The sequence below is a fragment of the Streptomyces sp. NBC_01716 genome, from assembly GCF_036248275.1.
GTDB lineage: Bacteria > Actinomycetota > Actinomycetes > Streptomycetales > Streptomycetaceae > Streptomyces.
In genome coordinates this window covers 774,490-798,418 of the sequence record NZ_CP109181.1, presented here as the reverse complement: position 1 = coordinate 798,418, position 23,929 = coordinate 774,490, and the positions used below count along the sequence as shown (strand labels likewise).

Sequence of the window (23,929 nt, the reverse complement as noted above, 5' to 3'; positions counted from 1 at the left end):
GAAGCCCCCGGTACGCCGTCCATCGGAGTGCGGCCCGGACGAAGCTCATCGGCTCATCCCATCGGGTGCTTTCCCGGCCCTCCACGGTGTCGCTGAGGGGCAGGACGCACCGGCCGTGCGAGCCATTGGCCATGGACGCCATCACGAAGAACCAGATGATTCCGGGGCGCCGGGCCGTGCTGCGTATCGCGGCCGTCCTCGGGACCGTCGGGCTGACCCGGCTGCTCACCGCGGGAGAGGCCCACACCCCCGGGCGTCCGGCGACCGAGGGCCCGCCGGGGGGCTCCCCGGCGGCGGGACCGCGGGCCGCGGCCCTGCCCCGGCCGCCGTCCTCCTACCGGCTGAGTCCCATGACCGATTTCCAGCCGCCCGAATACCGTCCCGCCAAGCTTCCCGTACGCCGCGAGCCCTTACTGGAACTGCCGGAGCTGGGCCGCTCGATGGTGCTCACCTTCGACGACGGGCCCGACCCCCGCTACACCCCCGGCATCCTGAAGACGCTGCGCAGGCACGACGTACGGGCGATGTTCTTCGTCTGCGGCGGCATGGCCACGGGCCGGCGTGACCTGCTGCGCGAGATCGCCGACGACGGGCACATCGTCGGCAACCACTCCTGGTCCCACCCGGAGCTGCCGAAGCTGCGGCCGGGCGGGATCCGCTCGGAGATGGAGCGCACCAGCGAGGTGATCGAGCGGACGCTGGGCCGGCCACCGGCCTGGTTCCGCGCCCCGTACGGTGCCTGGAACCGGCACACCTTCGAGATCGGCGCCGACCTCGGTATGGAGCCGCTCGCCTGGAGCCTCGACACCCTCGACTGGGAGTCGCCGGGCACCGGGAAGATCGTCCGCAGAGTGATCGACCAGGCGGCGCCCGGAGCGGTCGTGCTGTCGCACGACGCGGGCGGCGACCGCTCGCAGAGCGTGGCCGCGCTCCGGGACTATCTGCCCCGGCTGCTGCGGCGGGGGTACGGCATCACCGTTCCGAGACCCTGACGGCGGCCGTGGGTGGCCGGCGCGCGCCGGCCACCCACCACCGCCGTACCGCGGCCGGTCGGCGCGCTCAGCGGGTCTCCACGAGACGGGCGAAGACCACGACGTTGCCGTCGTAACCGCCCGCCTTGGAGTAGCCGCCGCCGCAGGTGATCACACGCAGTTCGGCGTGGCCCGTGTCGCCGTACACCCGGGCCCCGGGGAAGTCGTCCTTGGAGAAGACCTCCACGCCGTAGATCTCGAACACCGCCGCCCGCTCGTCGAAGCGGGTCACCTCGATGTGCTCGCCCTTGCTCAGCGAGCCGAGGCCGTAGAAGACCGCGGGCCCCGCCTGGTTGTCGACATGGCCCACGACCACCGAGGTGCCGCGCTGGCCCGGGGCGACGCCGTTCTGGTACCAGCCCGCCATGTTGGCGTCCTGGGGCGGCGGGGCGGCGATCCAGCCCTCCGGGTCGAGCCCGACGTCCATCACCGGGGCGTCGACCTTGATCGACGGGATCGTCACCCGGGACATGGGGGCGTACGGCAGCGGCTTCACGATCGGGACGGTCTCCGGCTGGGTCACCGCTTCCTGCCGGGTGTCCAGAGCAGCGGCCGAGGCAGGCTGCGGAGGGCCGAGGGAGACATCGGCCCCGTTCCGCATCAGTGCGAGACCAGAGAGCATGACAAGAGCCAGAACGCCCCAGGGCGAGTGTCTCCTCCGCTCCGAGCCGCCGTGGTCCAGGCCCATGTTTCTCCCTTCGTGGGCGCCTGCTACGCACGCTAAGCGCGCGGGTCCCGGTCGGCGAGAACTGGAGGGCGAATGGGTGGTGCGGCCGTCCGCGCCGGCTCGGCTGCCCCATTCGAGTACTCGTCATACAAAAAACCTCTGACGCTCTGTGACCTGCGGGTCCGTCAGCTCCGGCCGCGCTCTGTCGGCGTGTCGCCTCACCGGTGTGGACCAGTGCCGAAATGCGTCGAATGTGCTGTCCGGTGATGGTTCGTCATGGAGGGCGTACTCGTCGAATTTCCCGGAGCACCGCTTTGGGGCGTCTTCCGCTGGAGGCTCAACGATGCGTGCTTCACGCGCTCTCATGGTGACTGCCGCGGCCTGCGCCGCCGTGGCGCTCTCCGCCCCGCTGGCCGGGGCCACCAACGGTCCGAGAAACATCACCGTCAACCCCTTCGCCGTTCACCAGGGCGGTACGTTGCACATCACCGTCGAGGGCTGTGGTCACGGCGGTACGGTCACGTCCAACGCCTTCCCCAAGGCGCAGCTCTCGGTGAACTCCTCGGGGCACTCGGAGGCCAGGGCCCGGATCCACAACCACGCCACGCCGGGCGACTACAACCTGTCCGTCAAGTGCAGCGACAACAGCCGCATCGCGACCCACCGCTTCCGCGTGCTGGCCGGACAGGGCGCGGAAGGCGGCCTCGGTGGCTCCATCGGCCCGAGCTCGACCGAGATGGCGGTCGGCGCCGGTCTGGTCGCGTCCGCCGCGGTCGGCGGCACGGTCTTCATCGCCCGCCGCCGCCGTACGAGCAACGCGCTCGTCTGACCGGCCGGGCCTCCGTACGGCGGATGCCGGTCGCCCCAAGTCCCGGACAGGACTTGGGGCGACGGGCGTTGGACCCGCTCTCCGGGCTCTCCGCGCTCCCCATGCCTTCCGCGCTTGCCCGGACGGACGGACGGGGAGGGCGGGCCGACGGCGCGAGATCAGTGGTTACGGCTCGCCGAGCGGCGGCGCATGACCAGGACGGTCCCCGCCGCCGCCGCGGCGACCAGGCCGGTGCCGAGGGCCAGCTCGGTGGCGTTCATGCCGATGAAGCTGCCGCCGAGTCCACCGCGGACACCGCCGGGAGGCGCGATCGCCGTGGAACTGGTGGTCGCGGTGCGGGTCGTGACCGGGCTCGGTGTCCGGGTCGGGGTGGCGGTCGACGTCCGGGTCGGCGTGGGCGACGGGGTGCCGCCCGAGATGGTGAGGTCGGTGGTGCCCTGCTGGCCGTTGCAGGTGAAGGTCACCTCGTACATCGCTCCGGGCTTGGCGTCCCAGAAGATGGAGGCCCGCGCCGATCCTCCGGAGGGGATGGGGGTGTCGTCGAAGACCCCGGACTCGGCGGTGGCGGTGCTGCTGCAGTTGGTGACCGTGAGAGTCACCTGGCCGCCGGCGGCGATCACCGAAGGCGTGACGGCGAAGCCGAACGGCGTGGGGGCCGCCGGCGCGGCCATGGCCGTGGCGGGCGTGGTGAGTGCGAGTGCGGCCGCTCCCAGTAGAGCGGCGGACGCGGCACGTATCGCGCGCATGGACAACCCTCCGGTCTCCGAGGGGCAGTGCGGAACTGATTTCCGCGGCTGGCGGGAAATGCACCTCGATACCCGGCACGCTAGGAGTGCCCCACCGCGGCCGCGATCTCAGTCGGGCGAACGGGTTGTCCCGTCACCCGACTGGTCCGCGCGGGTCGCCGACGGACGGGAAGAGCGCCCGTGTTCCGCCCTCGGCACGGCACGGCACGGCAGGCACGGCATGGCGCCGCGCGGCCCGGTGGCCGGACGGGCCGCTGCCGCGATCCCGTCCGGCCACCGAGGGCGGACGGCCCTACATACGGATGTGCGGGAACAGATCGGTGAACGGGCCCGCCGTGGCCGCGATGCCCCGGCCGTACGGGGCGTCGAAGTCCCAGATCAGGAAGAGCAGGAAGGCGATCAGGGCGCTGAACAGCCCCGCGAGCAGCAGCTCCCGCCAACTGCGCCGGATCTGGAGCGTGAAGATCAGCCCCACGGTCACGACCGCGCCGGTGATGAGGCCGAACCAGACGACCCCCGGCATGGTCGCCCCCGCGTTCTCCCCTCTGGCTCCTCTCGCGTCGTCGGCCGCCGCCACCTGGTCGACCAGCGGCTGGTAGGCCTGTGCCTCGTGGTCGTCGGCGGGCACGTAGTCGGTGACGCTCCGCCGTACCCGCTCCAGCAGCGCCGTTCCCTTCTCGCTGAGACTCTCGTGCTCCGACATGTAGGGCCACTCGGTGTCGACCACGTACGAGACATACGCGTCGACGTCGCCCCGGATCCGGTCGCGGACCTCGGCCGGGTAGACCTCGGACCGCGCCTGCACCTCGTGCAGGGCCTGCGCCTCCTGGCGTACGGACTCCTGGGCGCCGCCGCGCGCCTCCCAGACGCCCGCGATGGCCAGACCGAGCACGATCGCGTAGACCACGCCGATCATCATCGTCATGTATTCGAGGACGTCAGGACTCTCCGAGGGATCGTCGTCGGCCGGCACCCGGCGGTTGTTGATCAGGACGATGGCCACGACGACCGCGCAGGCCGCGGCCATGGCGAGGGTCAGGACAAGCCATTCCGACATGGGTCTCCGTCAACTAGCGGGAACGGGGGCGAAGGATGGCGGCGGCGAGCACCGCCGGTGCCGTGAGCAGGAGCATGAGCATTACGACCGAGGTGCTGTTCGACGGCCGCTCGCGGACCGGCGACTTGTACGCGGGCAGGACCCGTACCTCCGGCGGACCGGCCTTCGGCACCGACTGCGACGGTGACGGCGCGGCGGGCGGCGAGGGCGTGACGGGCGGCGGCGGGGCGGGCGGCGCGACCGCGGGCCGCACCGGCGGCGGCGAGGGCGGCGGCGGTACGGGCGCGGGCTCGGCGACCACCGGCGGCTCGGGCTCGGGTGCCGGCTCCGGTTCGGACCTGGGCGGTGTCGAGGGCTCCGGCGGGGGCTCGGGAGCCGGCGGCGACGGCGACGGCTCGGGCGGAGGTTCGGGCGACGGAGACGGCGGTGGCGGTGGCGGTGACGGCGGCGGTTCGGGCCAGCAGGGCCCGTCGCCGATGACGACGACCGCGCCCGCACCGCCCGGCCCGGCCCAGGCCGAGACGCAAACGGCTGCGACGGCGGGGACGGGCGCGCTGAGTATGCAGACGAGTCCGGTGACGGCCAGGATCCGCACGGCGAATGATCGGTACACGGCGGCAGCATCGGTCAACGCGCCCCACGTCGTGCCGAAAAGGCGCCTGATTCCCCTGATCGGGGGGATTCGGGGCTCGCCAGGTTTCTTTCTGAAGATTCTTTGAGAGGCGTTGAACGCTCCTCACCCTCCCGTGCGTATTTAGGACCATGAACGGCGCGGCCTGGCGCCCCAACTGGCTTACGAACTACGGGAGTTGACATGAACACCTGGCGGAACGCCTCGCTCGCGGTGACCGCGGTGGCCGTCCTGGCCCTGACGACGGCGTGCGGTCAGGAGAAGGGTGAGAGCCCCAACGGTGAGGCCGTCGGCGCCGCCGCACCCGCCGACGCCGGTTACGGCTCGGACAGCGGCTACGGCGACGAGTCGGCGGCCGAGCCCAAGACGGCCGGCCAACTGGCCGTCTGGGACAGCAAGGAGCTCGGCGAGGTCGTCACCGACAGCGAGGGCTTCACGCTCTACCGGTTCGACAACGACACCGCCGAGCCCCCGAAGTCGAACTGTGTGGGCGAGTGCGAGAAGGCATGGCCGGTCGTCGCCGCCGGTGACGTCAAGGCCGCCGCGGGCACCGACGCCTCGAAGATCGGAGAGGTCACCCGCGCCGACGGCACCAAGCAACTGACCCTCGGCGGCTGGCCGATGTACCGCTACGCCAAGGACACCAATCCCGGTGACGCCAACGGGCAGGGTGTGGGCGGTACTTGGTTCGCCTCCGCTCCCGACGGAAAGAAGGCCGCTCCCGGAGCGGGCGGCGCGGACGCGGCCGGCGGCAGTGAGGCCGATCTCGCCGGACTGTCCGTGCGAAAGGATCCCAAGCTCGGCGAAATCGTGGTCGACTCCAAGGGTATGACGGTATATCGGTTCAAGAAGGACAGTGCGTGGCCCATGAAGACGGCCTGCACGGGCGCCTGCCTCGAAAAGTGGCCGGTAGTCGCTCCGGTGGACAAGAACGACACCGAAGGCATCATCAAGAAGGGCTTCGTGACGTTCGACCGGCCCGACGGAATCAAGCAGCAGACCATCGACTGCTGGCCCATCTACACCTTCGCCGGGGACGCCAAGCCCGGTGACACCAATGGTCAGGGCGTCGGCGGCACCTGGTACGCCGTCGCTCCCGACTCCAAGCTGGTCGGAGCGCCCAAGTAGTCCCCACGTCGCGCCTCCGGCCGATCGGTCCGCTGTCACGCACCCGCGCGTGACAGCGGACCGCTTGCGTGCCGGGTTCAGGTGTGACCGAGAACGGACCGCTAATTTCCGTTTTGGCTCGCTCTCTTGGCGGGCGATCAGTAGCCTCGGCTCGAACACCGGCCATGTACAAGGCCGTTCACCCTGGCGACTTGTTGGAGATCTCGATGGAGCGTCCCGCCTGGGCACCGCAAGGCATCGACATATCGGTGCCGAGCGTTTCCCGTATGTACGACTACTATCTGGGCGGTTCGCACAATTTCGAAGTGGACAGGGAAGCGGCCCGTAAGGCAATGCGGTTCATGCCGGGACTGCCCAAGATCATGCAGGCGAACCGGGCGTTCATGCGCCGTGTCGTCCGATTCGCCATTGGCGAGGGCGTGACCCAGTTCCTCGACATCGGCTCCGGCATTCCCACGTTCGGCAATGTGCACGAGGTGGCCCAGGCCGCCGACCCCGACGCCAGGGTGGTGTACGTCGACCACGACCCGGTCGCCGTCGCGCACAGCAGGGCGGTCCTCGAAGGCAACGACAAGGCCGGCATCGTGGCGGCCGATCTCCGCAGACCCAGGCAGATCCTCGACAGCCCCGAGGTGCGCGAACTCCTCGACCTGGACCGGCCGGTCGGTCTGCTGCTGATCTCCGTCCTGCACTTCCTTGAGGACGAGGACAAACCCGTCGCGGCCGTGACCGAGCTGAGCGAGGCCCTTGCCCCCGGCAGCGTCATAGCCGTGTGCCACGCCGCTCACGCCGGCATCCCGCTGCCCCAGGAACAGGTCGCCGGCATGGTCGGCGTCTACCAGGAAGTCCGCAACCCGCTGGTCATGCGCACACGCGACGAGATCGCCGGGTTCTTCGACGGCTACGAGTTCGTCGAGCCCGGTCTGGTGCCCATGGGGAACTGGCGGCCCGAGAGCCCGGACGGCCAGGAGGACCCGTACGCGCTGACGGGCTTCGCCGGCGTGGGACGCAAGGCGTGATGGCGCCGGCGGAGGTCCCGGACGCCGAGGCGGAACCGGACGGAGTGGAGGACCGGCTCAGGCGCTTCGCGACGATCTGGAGCCGCGCGATCTTCCCGGCGACGGCCACGTCACTGACCCGGCCCGAGTTCGAACACCATCTGCTGCCCCTGGCACGCCGGTTGAGGGACGCTCTGCACCACAAGATCTTCGACGCCACGCCTGCGTCCGGCGTGGGGGCGGATCTGGTGGCCGCGCACTGCACGGACCCGGAGGCGCTCGCGCGCTCCCTCGGGGTCGTCGACGCCTATCTGGTGCTGTACTGCGGTGCGGCGGCCGATCCGACCGACGACCTCGCCGCCGAGGAGCTGCGGGCGCGCTGCGCCCGGCTCCAGCACGCGCTCGCCGCCGGGTACGCCCTGGCGCTGCGCGAGCGCACCCTCGCCGAGCAGGAGGCCATCGCCCGCTCCGCGCTCGCGGCACGCGGCGCCGCCGAGGACGCGCTGCACGCCACGGAGGCCCGGTTCCGCGCGGTGTTCGAGGGCGCGGCGATCGGGATCGGCATCGCCGATCTCGACGGACGTGTGCTGGAGGTCAACGACACCCTCACCCAGATGTTCGGCGGCCTGGAACACCATGTCCGCAGCAGGAACGTCAGCGAGTGGGTGCACCCCGACGACGTCCCGCAGGTCTGGCGGATGCACGGTGAGCTGATACGCGGCGAACGCGAGAACCTCCGTACGGAGAAGCCCTTCTTCCGTAACGACGGCACGGTCCTGTGGACCAATCTGACGGTCTCGCTCCTCCGTGACGTCGACGGAGTGCCGCAGTACCAGCTGGTACTGCTGGAGGACACCACCGAGCGGCGGCTGCTCAATCTGCGGCTGCGCTACGAGGCGACGCACGACGCCCTCACCGGACTGCCGAACAGGACGCTGTTCTTCGAGCGTCTGGAGAAGGCGCTGGCCCCCGCGAGGGACCCGGCCAGGGATGCCAACGTCAAGGACGCCAAGGAAGCCGTCAGGGACGGCGCGGAGGCTCCGCCGGAGACCGGCGCCCGGGACGGCGCCGGCGCGACCCCGAAGGAAACCGCCCCGGAAACCCGTCCGCCGGCCCGCTTCGGCCTCTGCTACCTCGATCTCGACGGCTTCAAGGCTATCAACGACAGCCTCGGCCACTCCGCCGGCGACCGGATGCTGGTCGAGGTCGCGGACCGCCTCCAGAGCTGTGCGACGGCCCCCGGCGAGATGGTCGCCAGGCTCGGCGGCGACGAGTTCGTGGCGCTGACCACCGGACCCGACACCCAGCGCGAGGTGAACGACCTCGCGTCGCGCATACTCGGCGTGCTCGCCACCCCGATCAGCCTGGACGGCCGCGAGTTCACCGTCCGGGGCAGTATCGGCATAGTCGAGGGCGAGGCGGGCGCGTTCAGCGCCGCCGAGGTGCTGCGCAGCGCCGACATCACCATGTACCGGGCCAAGTCGGCGGGCGGCAACCGGTTCGAGCACGCCGACGCCGAGGCCGACGCCCGCGCCATCACCCGGCACGGGCTCACCACGTCGCTCCCGACCGCGCTGGAGCGCGGCGAGTTCTTCATCGAGTACCAGCCGCTGGTCCATCTCGCCGACGGCACGGTGCACGGCGCCGAGGCGCTGGTGCGCTGGAGCCACCCGACGCACGGGGTGCTCGGCCCGGACCGCTTCATCCCGCTCGCCGAACACACCGGGCTGATCGTGCCGCTCGGACGCTGGGTGCTGGAACAGTCCGTACGCCAGGCCCGCGCCTGGCAGGAGGAGCTGGCGGCCGGCACCTTCGCGGGCCCGCTGCGGATCAACGTGAACCTCTCGCCCGCCCAGCTCCACCACCCCGGCCTCGTCGCCGACACGGTGGACGTGCTGGAACGGGTCGGTCTCGAACCGGGCTCGCTCTGTCTGGAGGTCACCGAGTCCGCGCTGATCGGCGCGGACGAGGATCTGCTCAAGCCGCTGCGGCAACTCGCCGAGATGGGCGTCGACATCGCGCTGGACGACTTCGGCACCGGCTACTCGAACCTGGCGAATCTGCGCAGGCTGCCGGTGAGCGTGCTCAAACTGGACCGCTCCTTCACCCAGGGAATGCAGCAGCACCCCGCCGACCCCGTCGACCTCAAGATCGTCGAGGGGATCGTCTCCCTGGCGCACAGCCTGGAGCTGGCCGTGACGGTGGAGGGCGTGGAGACCGGGACACAGGCGGAGCACTTGCGGATGCTCGGCTGCGACACGGCGCAGGGCTGGTACTACGCGCGTCCGGGTCCGCCGGAGATGCTGCACACCCTGTCGCTGGCCGACGCGGTCTGACGTCGTACGGAGCGGGTGGCCGGGGTCGAGCACCGGCCGCCCGTTCAGCTACGCGCGTTGCGACCCGGGCCCGCGGCCTGCGCCCGTACCGCCCGGCGCGCGCGTGCTGAACAGCACCCGCTGGAGTTCCCGCGCGGCGCGCGGCGGCGGGACGTCGCTGCGGTGGGCGAGCGCGATCGTACGGCGCAGTCCCGGCGGCGCCAGCGGCGTCACCCGCAGATCGCGCCCCGCCTGCTCGGCGACCATGCTCGGCACCACCGCCACCCCGAGTCCGGCCCGTACGAAGCCCAGGACGGCGTCCATCTCACCGCCCTCGACGGTGAACACCGGCTCGAAACCCTCGGCCCGGCACGCGGCCACGGTCAGCTCCCGCAGGTCGTAGCCGTGCCGGAACATCACCAACTGCTCCCGCTGGAGGTCGGAGATCCGGACCGGCCGGCGCGGCCCGGGCACCGCCGCCGACGAGACCACCACCAGGTCCTCGTGGAGCAGTTCGACCGTCGTCAGGGCCGGTGACGGCGTCGGCAGGGGGAGCGCCACCAGGGCGAAGTCCAGGGCGCCGCGCGCCAGTTCGCGTACGAGATCGTGCGAGCCGCTCTCCTCGACCAGCAGCTCGATACCCGGGTGCTGATCGTGGAAGTCGCGCAGGACCTCCGGCAGCAGCCCGGTGCACAGGCTCGGCGGCGCCCCCAGCCGTACCCGGCCCCGCCGCAACTGGACCAGCTCCTGCACCTCGTGGCGCGCGGTCTCCGCGTCGGCGAGGATCCGCCGCGCCGTCGGCAGCAGGGCCTCGCCCGCGTCGGTGAGCGCGACATTGCCCCGCGCCCGGCCGAACAGCTCGGCGCCCAACTCCTTCTCCAAGGCCCGGATCTGCTGGGAGAGCGACGGCTGTGAGACATGCACCCGCTCGGCGGCCCGGGTGAAGTGCAGGGTCTCCGCGACGGCGACGAAGTAGACGAGCTGCTGGAACTGCATGTACCCAGCATAGACCTGTGATAGGCAGCGGCTATGGACATGAGCCGAACCATGTCTTGGACCTCTTGGCAGGCGCGGCCCTAGCGTGCGTGACATGGCTCTGGCAACACGTACGGACAAGCGGGCGGACCGGAAGGCCGGTGAGCCGGGCGGCGGGCGACCCGGCAAACGGCCCTCGGTGCTCAGCACCCTCTGGGGATCCACGGTCGGCAAGAAAGCCGTCATGGCCGTCAGCGGCCTGATCCTGCTCGGCTATCTCGTCGCGCATCTGCTGGGCAATCTGAAGATCTTCTTCGGCCCCGGCGAGTTCAACGAGTACGGACACTGGCTGCGCACCATGGGCGCGCCGGTCCTGCACCACGAGTGGGCCCTGTGGATCGTGCGCGTGGTGCTGCTCGCCGCCGTGATCCTGCACGGTGTCTGCGCGTACCAGCTCAGCCGCCGCGACATCGCCGCCCGCCCCACCTCCTACGTGCACAAGCGCCGCCGCGCCAGCTACGCCACGCGCACCATGCGCTGGGGCGGCATCATCCTGGCGCTGTTCATCGTCTGGCACCTGCTCGACCTCACGACCCTCACCGTCAACGAGAACGCCCAGCCGGGCCACCCGTACGAGAACGTCGTCGCGACCTTCTCCACCTGGTACGGCAACGTCATCTACATCACCGCGATGCTCGCCCTCGGACTGCACATCCGGCACGGCTTCTGGAGCGCCGCACAGACCCTCGGCATGGGCAGCGCGACCCGCGACCGCCTGCTGAAGATCATGGCCAACGGCCTCGCGCTGGTGCTGACCGCCGGCTTCATCTCCCTGCCCGTAGCCGTCATGACCGGAGTCGTGAGCTGACATGGACGACACACTCCCCGCCACGTACACCGACTACTCCACCGGCGAACCCCTCGCCGACACCAAGGCCCCCGGCGGGCCCGTCGCCGAGCGCTGGGACACCCGCCGCTTCGAGGCCAAGCTGGTCAACCCGGCCAACCGCCGCAAGCACACCGTCATCGTCGTCGGCACCGGGCTCGCCGGCGGCGCCGCCGGCGCCACGCTCGCCGAACAGGGCTACCACGTCGTCCAGTTCTGCTACCAGGACTCGCCGCGCCGCGCCCACTCCATCGCCGCCCAGGGCGGCATCAACGCCGCGAAGAACTACCGCAACGACGGCGACTCCATCCACCGCCTCTTCTACGACACCGTCAAGGGCGGCGACTTCAGGGCCCGTGAGTCCAACGTCCACCGGCTCGCCCAGATCTCCGTCGAGATCATCGACCAGTGCGTCGCCCAGGGTGTGCCCTTCGCCCGCGAGTACGGCGGTCTCCTCGACACCCGCTCGTTCGGCGGCGTCCAGGTCTCCCGCACCTTCTACGCCCGCGGTCAGACCGGTCAGCAACTGCTCCTCGGCGCCTACCAGGCGCTGTCCCGGCAGATCGCGGCCGGCACTGTCGAGATGCACCCGCGCACCGAGATGCTCGACCTGATCGTCGTCGACGGCCGGGCCCGCGGCATCGTCGCCCGCGACCTGATCTCCGGCAAGGTGTCCACGTACTTCGCCGACGCCGTCGTCCTCGCGTCCGGCGGCTACGGCAACGTCTTCTACCTCTCGACCAACGCCAAGAACAGCAACGCCACCGCCATCTGGCGCGCGCACCGGCGCGGCGCGTACTTCGCCAACCCCTGCTTCACCCAGATCCACCCCACCTGCATCCCGCGCTCCGGCGACCACCAGTCCAAGCTCACGCTGATGAGCGAGTCGCTGCGCAACGACGGCCGCATCTGGGTGCCGAAGGCCCACGGCGACACCCGCCCGCCCGCGGAGATCCCCGAGGACGAGCGCGACTACTACCTGGAGCGGATCTACCCCTCCTTCGGCAACCTCGTCCCGCGCGACATCGCCTCGCGCGCCGCCAAGAACGTCTGCGACGAGGGCCGTGGCGTCGGCCCCGGCGGCCAGGGCGTCTACCTCGACTTCGCCGACGCGATCCGCCGGCTCGGCCGCAAGGCGGTCGAGGAGAAGTACGGCAACCTCTTCGAGATGTACGAGCGCATCACCGCCGAGGACCCGTACCAGGTGCCGATGCGCATCTACCCGGCGATCCACTACACGATGGGCGGACTCTGGGTCGACTACGACCTCCAGACCACCATCCCGGGGCTGTTCGCGATCGGCGAGGCCAACTTCTCCGACCACGGCGCCAACCGGCTCGGCGCGTCCGCCCTCATGCAGGGCCTCGCCGACGGCTACTTCGTCCTGCCGTCCACCATCAACGACTACCTGGCCCGCAACCCGCACCAGGACACCGTGGACGACAGTCACCCGGCGGTCGCCGAAGCCGTCGCCGAGACCGAGGACCGGCTGCGGCTGCTGCTCGCCGTCGACGGCGACCGCACCCCCGACTCCTTCCACCGGGAGATCGGCGAACTGCTCTGGGAACACTGCGGGATGGCCCGCAGCGAGATCGGACTGCGCAAGGCGCTGGACCGAATCCCGCAGATCCGCGAGGAGTTCTGGCGCCGGATCAAGGTGCCCGGCACCGGCGAGGAGCTCAATCAGTCGCTGGAGAAGGCCAACCGCATCGTCGACTACCTGGAACTCGCCGAGCTGATGTGCCTCGACGCGCTGCACCGCGCCGAGTCCTGCGGCGGCCACTTCCGCGAGGAGTCCCAGACCGAGGGCGGCGAGGCGGAACGGCACGACGACGCCTTCTCGTACGCGGCGGCCTGGCAGTTCACCGAGGCCGGCACCGCGCCCGTCCTGCACAAGGAAGACCTCGTCTTCGAGTACGTCCACCCCACCCAGCGGAGCTACGCATGAGGCTCACCCTGCGCGTCTGGCGGCAGAGCGCCGCCGACGCCACCGGCGCCATGGTCACGTACGACATCGACGGCATCTCCGAGGACATGTCGTTCCTGGAGATGCTCGACTCGCTCAACGAGCAGCTGATCCTCACCGGTGACGACCCCGTCGCGTTCGACCACGACTGCCGCGAAGGCATCTGCGGCGCGTGCGGTGTCGTCATCAACGGCGATGCCCACGGCCCCGAACGCACCACCACCTGCCAGCTCCATATGCGGACCTTCTCCGACGGCGACACGATCGACGTCGAGCCGTGGCGGGCCGGCGCTTTCCCCGTGGTCAAGGACCTGGTCGTGGACCGGTCGGCGTTCGACCGGATCATCGGGTCCGGCGGCTACATCAGCGCCCCCACCGGCTCCGCCCCCGAGGCACACGCCACACCGGTGCCCAAGGCCGACGCCGACTTCGCGTTCGAGCACGCCGAGTGCATCGGCTGCGGCGCGTGCGTGGCCGCGTGCCCCAACGGCTCGGCGATGCTCTTCACCTCCGCCAAGGTCAACCACCTCAACGTGCTGCCCCAGGGCGCGCCCGAGCGCGAGACCCGCGTGCTGGACATGGTCGCCACCATGGACGAGGAGGGCTTCGGCGGCTGCACGCTGACCGGCGAGTGCGCGACGGCCTGCCCGAAGGGCATCCCGCTGCCGTCGATCACGGCGATGAACAAGGAGTGGCTGCGGGCGACCCGCAAGGTGGCGCGGTAGGGCGTGTCTTTTGGATCAGGCCGGATCAGGGAGCGCGCCGCGGCAGCGGCTGATGTCCCGTTGGTGCGTGCGGTCGCAAGGCGGAGGAGGGAGACATGGCGGAGCCATGGCGACCGACGACAACGGAGGGGGCACCTCCCGTGCCCCCTCGGGGGCTACGGGGGAGGGCGTGCGTGCCAGGGACCGCGAGCCCGGCAAGATCCGAAAGACACGCCCTAGGGGCCTCACCACGCCTCAACGCGAGGAATCCGCGGGCGGATCGGGGACAGGGACCCGGGGGAGTCCCGCGACCCTTGCCAGGCGGGTGAAGGAGTCCAGGAGGGCGTCGCGGTCGTACGTACTGTTCGTCAGCAGCACCTCGTCGGCGTCCGTCTCCTTGATCACCGACTCCAGGGCGTCGGCGACCTGTTCCTCGGTGCCCTGGACATGGCCGCGCAGCCCCGACTCGTAGAACTCCCGCTCCTTGGCGGTCATCGTCAGCGTCTCGATCCGCGCGGCGGGCGCGAGCGGGGGGAACACGCCTCGGGTCCGGGAGTGGGCCATGGACCAGGCCTCGGGCATCAGCAGCCGGCGCGCCTCCTCCTCGGTCGCGGCGACCGCGGCCGTACCGGAGACGACGACATACGGGCGGTCCGCCCAGGCCGAGGGGCGGAAGCCTTCGCGGTAGCGCTCGACCGCCCGCAGCATGCGGTCCCGGCCGCGCAGATCGCCGACGACCATGGGCAGACCGGCCGCCGCGGCGATGTCGGCGCCCTCGCCCATCGCCAGGACGAACGGCTGCGGGCGCAGTCCCTCGGCGGGCAGGGCGTGCACCTGCGGATAGCGGTCCTGGTCGCCGGTGAACCAGCCCAGGAACTCCTCGATGCCTCCGGCGAAGTCCTGGGGATCCTTGACATCCTGCTTGCCCGCGCCGAGCGCCCTGCGTATCCCGTCGGTGAATCCCACGGACCGGCCCAGCCCCATGTCGATCCGCCCGGGGAACAGCGACTCCAGCACCCCGAACTGCTCGGCCACGACCAGCGGCCGGTGGTTCGGGAGCATCACCCCGCCCGTACCGACGCGGATCGTGGAGGTCGCGGCGGCGACGGCCGCCGCCAGGACCGTTGGCGCCGAGCCCGCGACGCCGGGCACGCTGTGGTGCTCGGAGACCCAGAAGCGGTGGTAGCCGAGCGCCTCCAGCCGCTGGGCGAGGCGCACGGTGTCGCGCAGCGCCTCCGGGGCGGCCCGGCCCTCCCGGGTGCGGGAGCGGTCGAGTACGGAGAACGGGATGCCCGCGATCGTTGAGCTCACATCTGCTTCAACACCACCGGCGCGCGAGGATTCCCCGGCCCCTCTCTAGGCTGGCCGTGTGACGGACAACAGCAGACCACTTGCGGTATTCGATCTGGACGGGACGCTCGCGGAGACCGCGCACCGCCAGCACTTCCTGGAGCGCAGGCCGAAGGACTGGAGCGGTTTCTTCGGCGCGGCGGGGAACGACACACCGCTCGCCGAGGGCGTGGCGCTGGTTCTGGCGAGCGCGGAGGAGTGCGAGGTCGTCTATCTGACGGGCCGTCCCGAACGCTGCCGCAAGGACACGCTCGCGTGGCTGGGGGCGAACGGTCTTCCCGACGGCCGGCTGTTCATGCGCCGCGACGACGACCGGAGGCCGGCCCGCACGACCAAGGTGGAGCGGCTGGGCAAGCTGGCCGCGGGCCGGGAGATCCGCATGCTCGTGGACGACGACGAGCTGGTGTGCGACGCGGTGGAACGCGCGGGATTCAAGGTCGTACGCGCCCGCTGGGCGACCACGTCGCAGGCGCTGAAGGACGGACAGGAGCGCGAGGGGCGTACCTGAGCCGGGTGTGGGGCCCGCCTGAGCCGCCCGGCCGCGGTGCGGTCCGTCAGCCCTCCGTTTCGCCGTCCTCCAGGCGGAAGCCGACCTTGAGCCCGACCTGGTAGTGCTGGATCCGTCCTCCGGCGATATGCCCGCGGATCTGTGTCACCTCGAACCAGTCCAGCTCCCGGAGGGTCTGGGACGCCCGGTCGATCCCGTTACGGATGGCCTCGTCGATGCCCGTCTCCGAGGAGCCGTAGATCTCGGTGACCCGGTAGGTGTGGTTGCTCATGGGGTCGTTCTCCTCTCCGCGCGGTCGCGGGTCTCACTCCACCGTGCCCCACCATCGGGCGCGGCGCGCGGCAGGAGAGGGGCAGGAGAAGGGGGAGGTAGGGGTCCCGGACGGCAGCGCGGGGCTTGACCGGTTACCTGGTCCATACCAAAATCGCCGAATGCCCGTGCGAGCACTTCTGCTTCCCCCACGTCGGGTTTCTCTCTTACGTGCCCGCACGCCAGAAGGTGACCTACGTGAAAAACCGCTTCCTTGTCGGCTCCGCCGTTCTCGTGTCCTCCCTCGCCCTCGCGGGATGCGGAATGCTCCCCGGTGACGACGAGAAGGTCATCACCGTCTGGCTCATGAAGGACAGCGTCTCCACCGCGTTCCTGGAGCGGTTCACCGAGGCGTACGAGGAGGAGAACCCCTCGGTCCGGCTGGAGGTGAAGATCCAGGAGTGGACCGGGATCGGCAAGAAGGTGATGGCCGTGCTGGAGGGCGACGACTCGCCGCCGGACATCATCGAGGTCGGCAACACCCAGGTCGCCCAGTACGCGGAGAGCGACGGTCTGCGGGACCTCACCCTGGAGTCAGTACGCGACCTGGGAAGTGAGGAGTGGCTGCCGGGCCTCGCCGAGCCCGGCAGCATCAACGGCTCCCAGTTCGGCATCCCTTGGTACGCGGCCAACCGTGTTGTCATCTACAACAAGGAGCTCTTCGCCGAGGCCGGTATCGATGCGCTGCCCAAGACCCGCGAGGAGTGGCTGGACATCACCGCCGAACTCGACGAGGGGGCCCAGCAGGGCATCTATCTGGCCGGCCAGGACTGGTACACCCTCGCCGGCTTCATCTGGGACGAGGGCGGCGAGCTGGCGGTCGAGTCGGGCGGCGAGTGGGAGGGCCGGCTCGACACCCCCGAGGCCATCAACGGCATGAAGTTCTACAAGGAGTTGCAGGCGCTCGGCGACGGCCCCAAGGACTCCGACGAGGTGACTCCCGTGCAGGAGGGCGAGTTCGCCAGGGGCGACATCGCGCAGATGATCGACACCCCCAACTCCGCCGTCCAGATCGAGGAGAAGAACCCCGACCTCAAGGGCAAGCTCGGCTTCTTCCCCATCCCCGGCAAGACCTCCGGGACGCCCGGCTCCGTCTTCACCGGCGGCTCCGACCTCATCGTTCCCAAGAACTCCTCCCACCGGTCCGCCGCCGTCGAGGTGGTCAAGGCGCTGGCCGGCGAGAAGTGGCAGACGGATCTCGCCAGGACCATGAGCTACGTGCCGAACAAGACGACCCTCGCGGGCGTCATCGAGGGCCAGGAGGCGACGGCCGCGATGGCCGCGGGCGCCGCGCAGGGGCGGGCCACGCCCAACTCGCCGAAGTGGGCCAATGTCGAGCTGGACAACCCGATCAAGCCGTACATGACGGCGGTCCTCCAGGGTGAGGACCCGAAGACCGCCGCCCAGGCGGCCGTCGAGGAGATCACGGCGGCGCTGCGGTAGATTCGGGTACGGGGGTGCTCCACCGGGTTGGCAGGGCTGCCCCCGGGGGTTCGGAGGGTGCCCCGGAGGTCCCGTTCCGGGACGGCCGCTTTACCAACGCATTACCCGTTGGTTCCGGCCATTCAGCCGTCCCACATCCCCGCTCCGCCGGGCTGTCATGTCGAATCCAGCCGGTCACGGAAGAAACAAGGTGCCGGGGCGCCGCACCAGCGGCGTCCCACCACCGCTCGTTACTTTTGTCCGGCACAGGAGACCTCTATGTCCGCCTCGCCCGCCGTCGTCCCCGCCTCCCTCCCCACGGCACCCCCGCAGCTCCCCCTCCCCGCCTCGGAGCCCGACCCCGACCAGCGCTATCTCGTCTCCCTGGCCCGTGACCAGGAAGACATCCGCGCCGCCCAGCGCTTGCGCTACATGGTCTTCGCCGGTGAGATGGGTGCCCAGATCGACGCGCCCGAGCCCGGCCTCGACAGTGACGCCTTCGACGCCTACTGCGACCACCTGCTGGTACGCGAGGCCGAGACCGGCGAGGTCGTGGGGACGTACCGGCTGCTGCCGCCCGACCGCGCCCGCGCCGCCGGACAGCTGTACTCCGAGAGCGAGTTCGACCTCCAGAGGCTCGACCACATACGCGACGACCTCGTCGAGGTCGGCCGCTCCTGTGTCCACCCCCTGCACCGCAACGGCGCCGTCATCGCCCTCATCTGGGCCGGGCTCGCCCGCTACATGACCCGCACCGGCCACAACTGGATGGCGGGCTGCTGCTCCCTGCCGCTGAACGACGGCGGCGCCCTCGCGTCGGCGACCTGGAACACGGTCAAGGACCGCAACCTCGCGCCCGAGGAGTACTGGGTCACCCCGCACCGCCTCTGGACCCCGGACAGCGAGACCCTGCCCGCCGCACGGGCCGAACTCCCCGCGCTGCTCCGCGGTTACCTGCGGCTCGGCGCCTGGGTCTGCGGCGCGCCCGCGCACGACCCGGAGTTCGGGGTCGCCGACCTGTACGTCCTGCTGTCGCTGCGCCGCACCAACCCCCGCTACCTGCGGCACTTCCTCTCGCTCGCCCCGGCGCGATGAGCGCCTGGCTGCCCACGGCGCCCTGCACCCCGCAGCTCTGCGCCCCGCTGCCGGACGCCCCGCGCCGGGGTCCGGTCCCCGCGTCCGCGCGGCTGGCGGCCGGTCTCGGCGCCGTGATCGCCGGGACCCTGCTCATCCCCTTCGTCGCCCCGTTCAACGCCCGTGTCCGCGACCGGCTGACCCGGCGGTGGACACGTACCGTGATCCGGCTCTTCGGGGTGCGGATCGAGGTCGGCGGGACGCCGCCGGAGCTGTCGCCCGGCGCTTCAGGTGCGGCGCCGTGCGGGGTGCTCGTCGTCGCCAACCACATCTCCTGGCTGGACATCCCGCTCGTCGCGACCCTGTTCCCCGGCCGGCTGCTGGCCAAGAGCGACATCCGGCGCTGGCCCGTCCTCGGCCTGGTCGCGGCGCTCGGCGGCACCCTCTTCGTGGAGCGCGACCGGCTCCGGGCGCTGCCGGGCACCGTACGGGACGTCAAGGACGCCCTGCGCGGGGGATCCCGGGTGATCGTCTTCCCCGAGGGCAGCACCTGGTGCGGAAGGGACCAGGGGCGGTTCACCGCGGCGATGTTCCAGGCCGCGCTGGACGCGGGTGCGGCCGTCCTTCCCGTACGGATCGGCTACCGGCCGCTGGGTCCCGCCGCCTTCGTCGGGGACGACCCGCTCGCGGTGGCGCTGTGGCGCGCGGTGGTGACCCGCGGGCTCACGGCGGAGATCGAGGTACTGCCCCTGATCCCCGCCGGGAGCCACCCGGACCGGCGCTCACTGGCCCGTGCCGCCCAGAGCGCCGTCAGTGCGGTCACCCGGACCGCCGGCCCGCACGCCGCTGTCTCTCACACCGCCGTGGCCAGCGACAGCGCGAACCGCCCCGCCTCGTCGGTCCACCAGTGCGCCAACTCCATTCCCGCACCGGCCAGTTCGGTGCGAACGGTGTCCTCGGTGAACTTCGCGGACACCTCCGTACGCATCTCCTCACCGGCCGCGAAGGCGACCACCAGATCCAGTTCGGGAATCTTCACGGTCAGGGCCCGACGTGCCCTGAGCCGCATCTCGATCCACCGCTGATCGCTGTCCCAGAGCGCCACATGGTCGAAGTCCGCCGGGTCGAAGTCGGCTCCCAGCTCACGGTCGACGACGGCAAGCACGTTCTTGTTGAAGGCGGCCGTCACACCTGACGCGTCGTCATAAGCCTTGACCAGTACGGCCTCGTCCTTGACGAGGTCCGTCCCCAGGAGCAGCGCGTCGCCGGGCACGAGCATCGCGCGCACGGACGCGAGGAAGTCCGAGCGCTCGTCGGGCAGCAGATTCCCGATCGTGCCGCCGAGGAACGCGACCAGTCGCGGCCCCGGCGTGTCCGGCAGCTCCAGTTCCTTGGTGAAGTCGGCGATGAGCGCGTGCACCTGGAGGCCGGGCCGCTCGGCGAGCAGCGACTCGGCGGCCCCGGTGAGCGCGCTCTCGCTCACGTCGACCGGTACGTAGGCGTGCGGCACCGGCAGCTCGTCGAGCAGATGCCGGGTCTTCTCCGAGGACCCCGACCCCAGCTCGACCAGCGTGCGGGCCCCCGTCGCCGCCGCGATCTCGGGCGCGCGGGCGAGCAGGATCTCCCGCTCCGCGCGCGTCGGGTAGTACTCGTCGAGCGTGGTGATCTCCTCGAAGAGTTCGCTGCCCCTGGCGTCGTAGAACCACTTGGGCGGCAGTGACTTGGGGCTCCGGGTCAGCCCGTGCAGCACGTCGGCGCGCAGGGCGGCGCCGGTGGCGTCCTCGGGCAGGGTGCGGGTCAGCTGGTAGGGGCTCACGCGGGGGGCTCCTTGAGGGGAGTGAGCAGGACGTCGGCGCGGGTCGCCGCCAGCAGCGTGTGGTCGGGGACTTCGCACCAGCGCGGATCGTCGTCGTACGGCTCCGAGGCGACGACCGTGCTCCGGCCGGGCTCGGCGAGATACCAGAGCGTGTCCCCCCAGGCGGTCGCCGTGACCGTCGCACCGTCCGTGAGCAGCAGGTTCAGCCGCGAATCCGGCGCCGCCCCGGCTACCTCCAGGACCGTGTCTGCCAGGGCCTGGCCCATGCTGTCGCCCTCCCGCAGCCGGTGCAGCACCAGCGCCCACACGAGCGCGGAGTCGGTCCGGGCGTCCAGCGACAGCAGTTCGGTGGAGGAGAGGGCGGCGGCCGGCGGCGCCAGGCTCGACGGCCAGCCCCGTACAGCGCCGTTGTGGCTGAAGAGCCACGGCCCGGAGGCGAACGGCGCCGCCGCCGCCTCCCCGTCCGAGCCCGCCTCGGTGGCGTCCCGCACGGCCGCGAGCACCGCGGTGCTCCTGACCGCCCTGGCCAGATCTACCACGCTCTGATCGCCCCAGATGGGCCCCGGGCGCCGGTAGCGCGCGGGCAGCGGGTCGCCGTCCGCATACCAACCGACCCCGAAACCATCCGCGTTGACCGTCCCGTGCCGCTGCCGGCGCGGCTCCCACGACTGCCGGTACAGCGCGTACTCGGGCGCGATCAGCACCTCGCGCAGCGCCACCGGCGGGCCCACATAAGCGATATGACGGCACATCACGCGCCCCCGGCCGAACGGGCGGTACGGAACCCGGCGAAGATCTGCCGGCGAACCGGCAGGTCCCAGTTGCGGAAGGTGCCGCGGCACGCCACCTGGTCCACGGCGAACGAGCCACCGCGCAGCACCTTGTGCGCCCCGCCGAAGAACACCTCCGAATACTCCCGGTAGGGGAAGGCGACGAAGCCGGGATACGGCAGGAAGTCGCTCGACGTCCACTCCCACACGTCACCGATCAACTGCCGTACGCCCAGCGGCGAAGCGCCCAGCGGATAACTGCCCGCGGGCGCCGGCCGAAGATGGCGCTGGCCGAGGTTGGCGTGCTCGGGGGTCGGGTCCTCGTCGCCCCACGGGTGGCGCCGCGAGCGGCCGGTGGCCGGGTCGTGCCGGGCGGCCTTCTCCCACTCCTCCTCGGTCGGCAGCCGCCGCCCGGCCCAGCGGGCGTAGGCGTCCGCCTCGTACCAGCTGACATGCAGCACCGGCTCGTCTACGGGGACGGGCTCCACGACGCCGAAGCGGCGGCGGGTCCACTGCCCGGCCTCCCGCCGCCAGAACAGCGGTGCGGCGATGCCGTGTTCACGGATCTGGTCCCAGCCGGCCGGGGCCCACCAGCGCTCGTCGGTGTAGCCGCCGTCCTCGATGAACCGCAGATAGTCCCCGTTGGTCACCGGCACGGTGTCCAGGTGGAACGCGGGAACCAGCCGGTGGTGCGCGGGCCGTTCGTTGTCCAGCGCCCACGGCTCCGCCGAGGTGCCCATGCTGAACTCCCCGGCCGGGATCAGGACTTCACGCGGCAGCTCCGCCGTGTCCACCGGATCGGGGGCCGGGGGCTTCGGCGCCGTCAGCGCCGCGGGGCCCCGGCGCAGCTGATGGGTGATCAGCATGGTCTCGTCGTGCTGCTGTTCGTGCTGCGCGATCATCCCGAAGGCGAATCCAGCGTCCAGCAGCGGACCGCCGCGCAGCGGACTGCTGTCGAGGATGTCCAGCACCCGGCCCCGGATGTCCGAGGCGTACGCGCGCGCCTCCGTGGGCGCGAGCAGCGGGAGCGTGGGACGCAGCGCCCGGGGATGCTCGAAGGCGTCGTACACGGAGTCGATCTCCGGCCTGACGGCCTCCCGGCCGCCGACCGTACGGAGCAGCCACTGCTCCTCCTGATTGCCGATATGGGCCAGGTCCCACACCAGCGGGGACATCAACGGAGAGTGCTGCGCGGTCAGTTCGGGCTCGTCCACGCAGGAGGTGAGGAGTGCGGTGCGCTCGCGCGCGGTGGTCAGCGCGTCGAAGGCCCGGCGCCGCAGCGCGTCGACGGGTATCCCCTCGGTGGTCCCGTCCGCCGTTTCGGCCGGTGTCCCGGCGTTCTCGGTCATGTGCGGATTTCCTTCCCGGTTTCGGGGACGTTCATATCGTCGGCGGGGCAGCGCCCCGGCACGACGTACCGCTCGTTGAAGGCGGCGACGGCCTTCTGCACGGCCTTGGTGGCACCCGTACGGGGCAGCGCGTCCAGCGCGACGGCGAAGCACGCCACCGCCGCCGCGTGCAGCTCGGGGTCCGTGAGCCCGTGGCGGGCGGCCGTGAGCCAGAGCGGATTGCCCGGCGCGGGCAGGGCGCCCGCCGTCTCGGCGAGCGGCTTCACGGTGCGGTACACCGTCTCGGCGGCCTCGGGGTCGTCGAACAGCGCGGTGGTCACCGCCAGCGGCACCAGCCAGCCGTCGGTTCCCGGCTGGGCGTCGATCATCCGCAGCTCCAGATGACCGCGCGGGCGCACCGGCGGGAAGAGGGTGGAGATGTGGTAGTCGAGGTCGGCACGGGCCGGCGGCCGGGGCAGCCCCGACCGGATCCACTTCCGGAAGGTCAGCCCCTCGGGCACGCCCCAGGGACCGGCCGCCGTCCGGACACACATCACCGGCGCGTCCAGTACGTACGCCGCCCACGCGGCCCGCGGCTCCCGCCGCAGGTCGGGCGAATTGGTGCGGGCCGGATCGAGATCCGTCCACAGCGCCTGCCGGGTGGAACGCCAGCCGGTGACACGGCGCGCCTGGACGGGCGAGTTGGCGAACGCGGCCACCAGCACCGCGCCCAGCAGATGCGCGAGCTGCCAGCGCCTGCCGTACCCGAGAGGGCCCGGCTCCTCGGTACCCGCGTCGAGGCACACCTGGACGGAGGCGGAGGAACGCATCATGGCGCGGCCCGAGGGGCCGATCCGGTCGAGATAGGTCTCCATCGCGTCGTACCGCGGCTCCTTCAGGAGCCTGCCCGGCGAGTGCCACGGATCCTGTCCGAGGCCGGTGAGCGTGAGACCGGCCGTACGCAGTTCACGGCGTACGGCGGCGAGGTCCGCCGCTGTGGAGTCGACACACTCCATCAGGGAGGAGGCGGGCGCCGAGCTGAGTTCCAGCTGGCCGCCCGGTTCGAAGGTCAGCGCCGATCGCAGGGGCACGTCACGAAGGCCGGTGTAGGCCTTGTCGAGACGCTCGGTCCGAACGGGCAGTTCGGGGTCGTACAGATCGTGTACGAGCCATTCCAGTTCGACACCCACGATGCGGGGCGGACCTGTCTTGAAGCATATGCCGCGCAGCAGCGCTTCGGCGTCGTCCTCGGTGAGAGACGGGCCCGCAGCTGCGAATTCCTCCGACGACATGGCCGGATCCTCCTGTCGAAGACCGTGCCCGGACCCCGTCCCGGAGTTCGGGGCGGGGCGCTTCGTCCAACCTAAAGCCACTTCCGGCGATACGCACAAGAGTGCCCCCGCGGGTGGGAAACCCGGT

22 protein-coding genes and 1 pseudogene are annotated in these 23,929 nt (G+C 71.2%); 13 read left to right on the top strand and 10 right to left on the bottom strand.

Translation table 11 applies throughout. The features are described 5' to 3' along the window. The first annotated feature begins 131 nt into the window (after positions 1-131). A complete protein-coding gene (locus OIE74_RS03445; RefSeq protein WP_329378256.1) occupies positions 132-992 on the top strand; it encodes a polysaccharide deacetylase family protein in 861 nt (286 codons plus the stop codon). 67 nt (positions 993-1,059) lie between these two features. On the opposite strand, the gene OIE74_RS03440 is transcribed toward OIE74_RS03445, so the two are convergent. After that, on the bottom strand, positions 1,060-1,719 hold the full coding sequence (locus OIE74_RS03440; RefSeq protein WP_329378254.1) for a class F sortase: 660 nt from the start codon (positions 1,717-1,719) through the stop codon (positions 1,060-1,062). Positions 1,720-2,041: 322 nt separating this feature from the next. On the opposite strand from OIE74_RS03440, the gene OIE74_RS03435 reads away from it, so the two are divergent. Beyond that, positions 2,042-2,527: a hypothetical protein gene (locus OIE74_RS03435; protein ID WP_329378252.1), complete on the top strand. Its 486-nt coding sequence runs from the start codon at positions 2,042-2,044 to the stop codon at positions 2,525-2,527. A 158-nt stretch (positions 2,528-2,685) separates the two neighbouring features. Here OIE74_RS03435 and OIE74_RS03430 read toward each other — a convergent pair whose 3' ends face one another. Further along, complete coding sequence (locus OIE74_RS03430) at positions 2,686-3,273, bottom strand: hypothetical protein (protein ID WP_329378250.1); 588 nt, start codon at positions 3,271-3,273, stop codon at positions 2,686-2,688. 292 nt (positions 3,274-3,565) lie between these two features. Next, on the bottom strand, positions 3,566-4,330 hold the full coding sequence (locus OIE74_RS03425; RefSeq protein WP_329378248.1) for a bestrophin-like domain: 765 nt from the start codon (positions 4,328-4,330) through the stop codon (positions 3,566-3,568). 74 nt (positions 4,331-4,404) lie between these two features. On the opposite strand from OIE74_RS03425, the gene OIE74_RS03420 reads away from it, so the two are divergent. The 4 genes from OIE74_RS03420 to OIE74_RS03405 all read left to right on the top strand — a co-directional run bounded on the left by OIE74_RS03420 (position 4,405) and on the right by OIE74_RS03405 (position 9,423). Then, positions 4,405-5,049: a hypothetical protein gene (locus OIE74_RS03420; protein WP_329378246.1), complete on the top strand. Its 645-nt coding sequence runs from the start codon at positions 4,405-4,407 to the stop codon at positions 5,047-5,049. A 95-nt stretch (positions 5,050-5,144) separates the two neighbouring features. Next, positions 5,145-6,089, top strand: a complete 945-nt coding sequence (locus tag OIE74_RS03415) for an SCO0930 family lipoprotein (protein ID WP_329378244.1) — start codon at positions 5,145-5,147, stop codon at positions 6,087-6,089. 206 nt (positions 6,090-6,295) lie between these two features. Continuing rightward, on the top strand, positions 6,296-7,108 hold the full coding sequence (locus OIE74_RS03410) for an SAM-dependent methyltransferase (RefSeq protein WP_329392152.1): 813 nt from the start codon (positions 6,296-6,298) through the stop codon (positions 7,106-7,108). Then, positions 7,105-9,423, top strand: a complete 2,319-nt coding sequence (locus tag OIE74_RS03405) for a putative bifunctional diguanylate cyclase/phosphodiesterase (protein ID WP_443076013.1) — start codon at positions 7,105-7,107, stop codon at positions 9,421-9,423. The genes OIE74_RS03410 and OIE74_RS03405 overlap by 4 nt, the downstream gene beginning before the upstream one ends. 48 nt (positions 9,424-9,471) lie before the next feature. Here the strand turns inward: OIE74_RS03405 and OIE74_RS03400 are convergent, their stop codons facing one another. After that, positions 9,472-10,398 carry a LysR family transcriptional regulator gene (locus tag OIE74_RS03400; RefSeq protein ID WP_329378242.1) on the bottom strand — a complete coding sequence of 309 codons (927 nt, stop codon included), beginning with the start codon at positions 10,396-10,398 and terminating at the stop codon, positions 9,472-9,474. Positions 10,399-10,492: 94 nt separating this feature from the next. Here OIE74_RS03400 and OIE74_RS03395 point away from each other — a divergent pair, with 94 nt between their 5' ends. Genes OIE74_RS03395 through OIE74_RS03385 form a run of 3 tightly spaced genes read left to right on the top strand, consistent with a single transcriptional unit; the run spans position 10,493 to position 13,954 of the window. After that, complete coding sequence (locus OIE74_RS03395) at positions 10,493-11,245, top strand: succinate dehydrogenase cytochrome b subunit (RefSeq protein ID WP_329378240.1); 753 nt, start codon at positions 10,493-10,495, stop codon at positions 11,243-11,245. Position 11,246: 1 nt separating this feature from the next. After that, a complete protein-coding gene (locus OIE74_RS03390; protein ID WP_329378238.1) occupies positions 11,247-13,211 on the top strand; it encodes a fumarate reductase/succinate dehydrogenase flavoprotein subunit in 1,965 nt (654 codons plus the stop codon). Beyond that, positions 13,208-13,954: a succinate dehydrogenase/fumarate reductase iron-sulfur subunit gene (locus OIE74_RS03385; RefSeq protein ID WP_329378236.1), complete on the top strand. Its 747-nt coding sequence runs from the start codon at positions 13,208-13,210 to the stop codon at positions 13,952-13,954. Before OIE74_RS03390 ends, OIE74_RS03385 begins: the two co-directional genes overlap by 4 nt. A gap of 234 nt (positions 13,955-14,188) precedes the next feature. On the opposite strand, the gene OIE74_RS03380 is transcribed toward OIE74_RS03385, so the two are convergent. Then, positions 14,189-15,244: an MsnO8 family LLM class oxidoreductase gene (locus tag OIE74_RS03380; RefSeq protein ID WP_329378234.1), complete on the bottom strand. Its 1,056-nt coding sequence runs from the start codon at positions 15,242-15,244 to the stop codon at positions 14,189-14,191. 58 nt (positions 15,245-15,302) lie between these two features. On the opposite strand from OIE74_RS03380, the gene OIE74_RS03375 reads away from it, so the two are divergent. Then, positions 15,303-15,791 carry a phosphatase domain-containing protein gene (locus OIE74_RS03375; protein ID WP_329378232.1) on the top strand — a complete coding sequence of 163 codons (489 nt, stop codon included), beginning with the start codon at positions 15,303-15,305 and terminating at the stop codon, positions 15,789-15,791. A 46-nt stretch (positions 15,792-15,837) separates the two neighbouring features. Here OIE74_RS03375 and OIE74_RS03370 read toward each other — a convergent pair whose 3' ends face one another. After that, positions 15,838-16,062 (bottom strand): dodecin, encoded by a 225-nt coding sequence (locus tag OIE74_RS03370; RefSeq protein WP_329378230.1) that lies wholly within the window; start codon positions 16,060-16,062, stop codon positions 15,838-15,840. A gap of 236 nt (positions 16,063-16,298) precedes the next feature. Between OIE74_RS03370 and OIE74_RS03365 the strand changes: the two genes are divergently transcribed. From OIE74_RS03365 to OIE74_RS03355, 3 genes and pseudogenes are all read left to right on the top strand, one after another. Further along, complete coding sequence (locus OIE74_RS03365; protein WP_329378228.1) at positions 16,299-17,543, top strand: extracellular solute-binding protein; 1,245 nt, start codon at positions 16,299-16,301, stop codon at positions 17,541-17,543. A 258-nt stretch (positions 17,544-17,801) separates the two neighbouring features. Continuing rightward, the gene (locus tag OIE74_RS03360; RefSeq protein WP_329378226.1) at positions 17,802-18,617 is read left to right on the top strand and encodes a GNAT family N-acetyltransferase; all 816 of its coding nucleotides are present in this window, start codon (positions 17,802-17,804) and stop codon (positions 18,615-18,617) included. Continuing rightward, a pseudogene (locus OIE74_RS03355) lies at positions 18,614-19,222 on the top strand (lysophospholipid acyltransferase family protein); the annotation flags it as partial. The gene OIE74_RS03360 and the pseudogene OIE74_RS03355, both read left to right, overlap by 4 nt. Before the next feature lie 227 nt (positions 19,223-19,449). Here the strand turns inward: OIE74_RS03355 and egtD are convergent. From egtD to egtA, 4 genes are read right to left on the bottom strand one after another with little or no spacing between them, the layout of a single operon-like run. After that, positions 19,450-20,412, bottom strand: a complete 963-nt coding sequence (gene egtD / locus OIE74_RS03350; RefSeq protein ID WP_329378224.1) for an L-histidine N(alpha)-methyltransferase — start codon at positions 20,410-20,412, stop codon at positions 19,450-19,452. Continuing rightward, the gene (egtC, locus tag OIE74_RS03345; protein WP_329378222.1) at positions 20,409-21,164 is read right to left on the bottom strand and encodes an ergothioneine biosynthesis protein EgtC; all 756 of its coding nucleotides are present in this window, start codon (positions 21,162-21,164) and stop codon (positions 20,409-20,411) included. Before egtC ends, egtD begins: the two co-directional genes overlap by 4 nt. Next, positions 21,164-22,531, bottom strand: a complete 1,368-nt coding sequence (egtB, locus tag OIE74_RS03340; RefSeq protein ID WP_329378220.1) for an ergothioneine biosynthesis protein EgtB — start codon at positions 22,529-22,531, stop codon at positions 21,164-21,166. Before egtB ends, egtC begins: the two co-directional genes overlap by 1 nt. Continuing rightward, entirely contained in the window at positions 22,528-23,802 is a 1,275-nt protein-coding gene (egtA, locus tag OIE74_RS03335; RefSeq protein ID WP_329378218.1) for an ergothioneine biosynthesis glutamate--cysteine ligase EgtA, read from the bottom strand. The genes egtB and egtA overlap by 4 nt, the downstream gene beginning before the upstream one ends. Positions 23,803-23,929 lie beyond the last annotated feature (127 nt).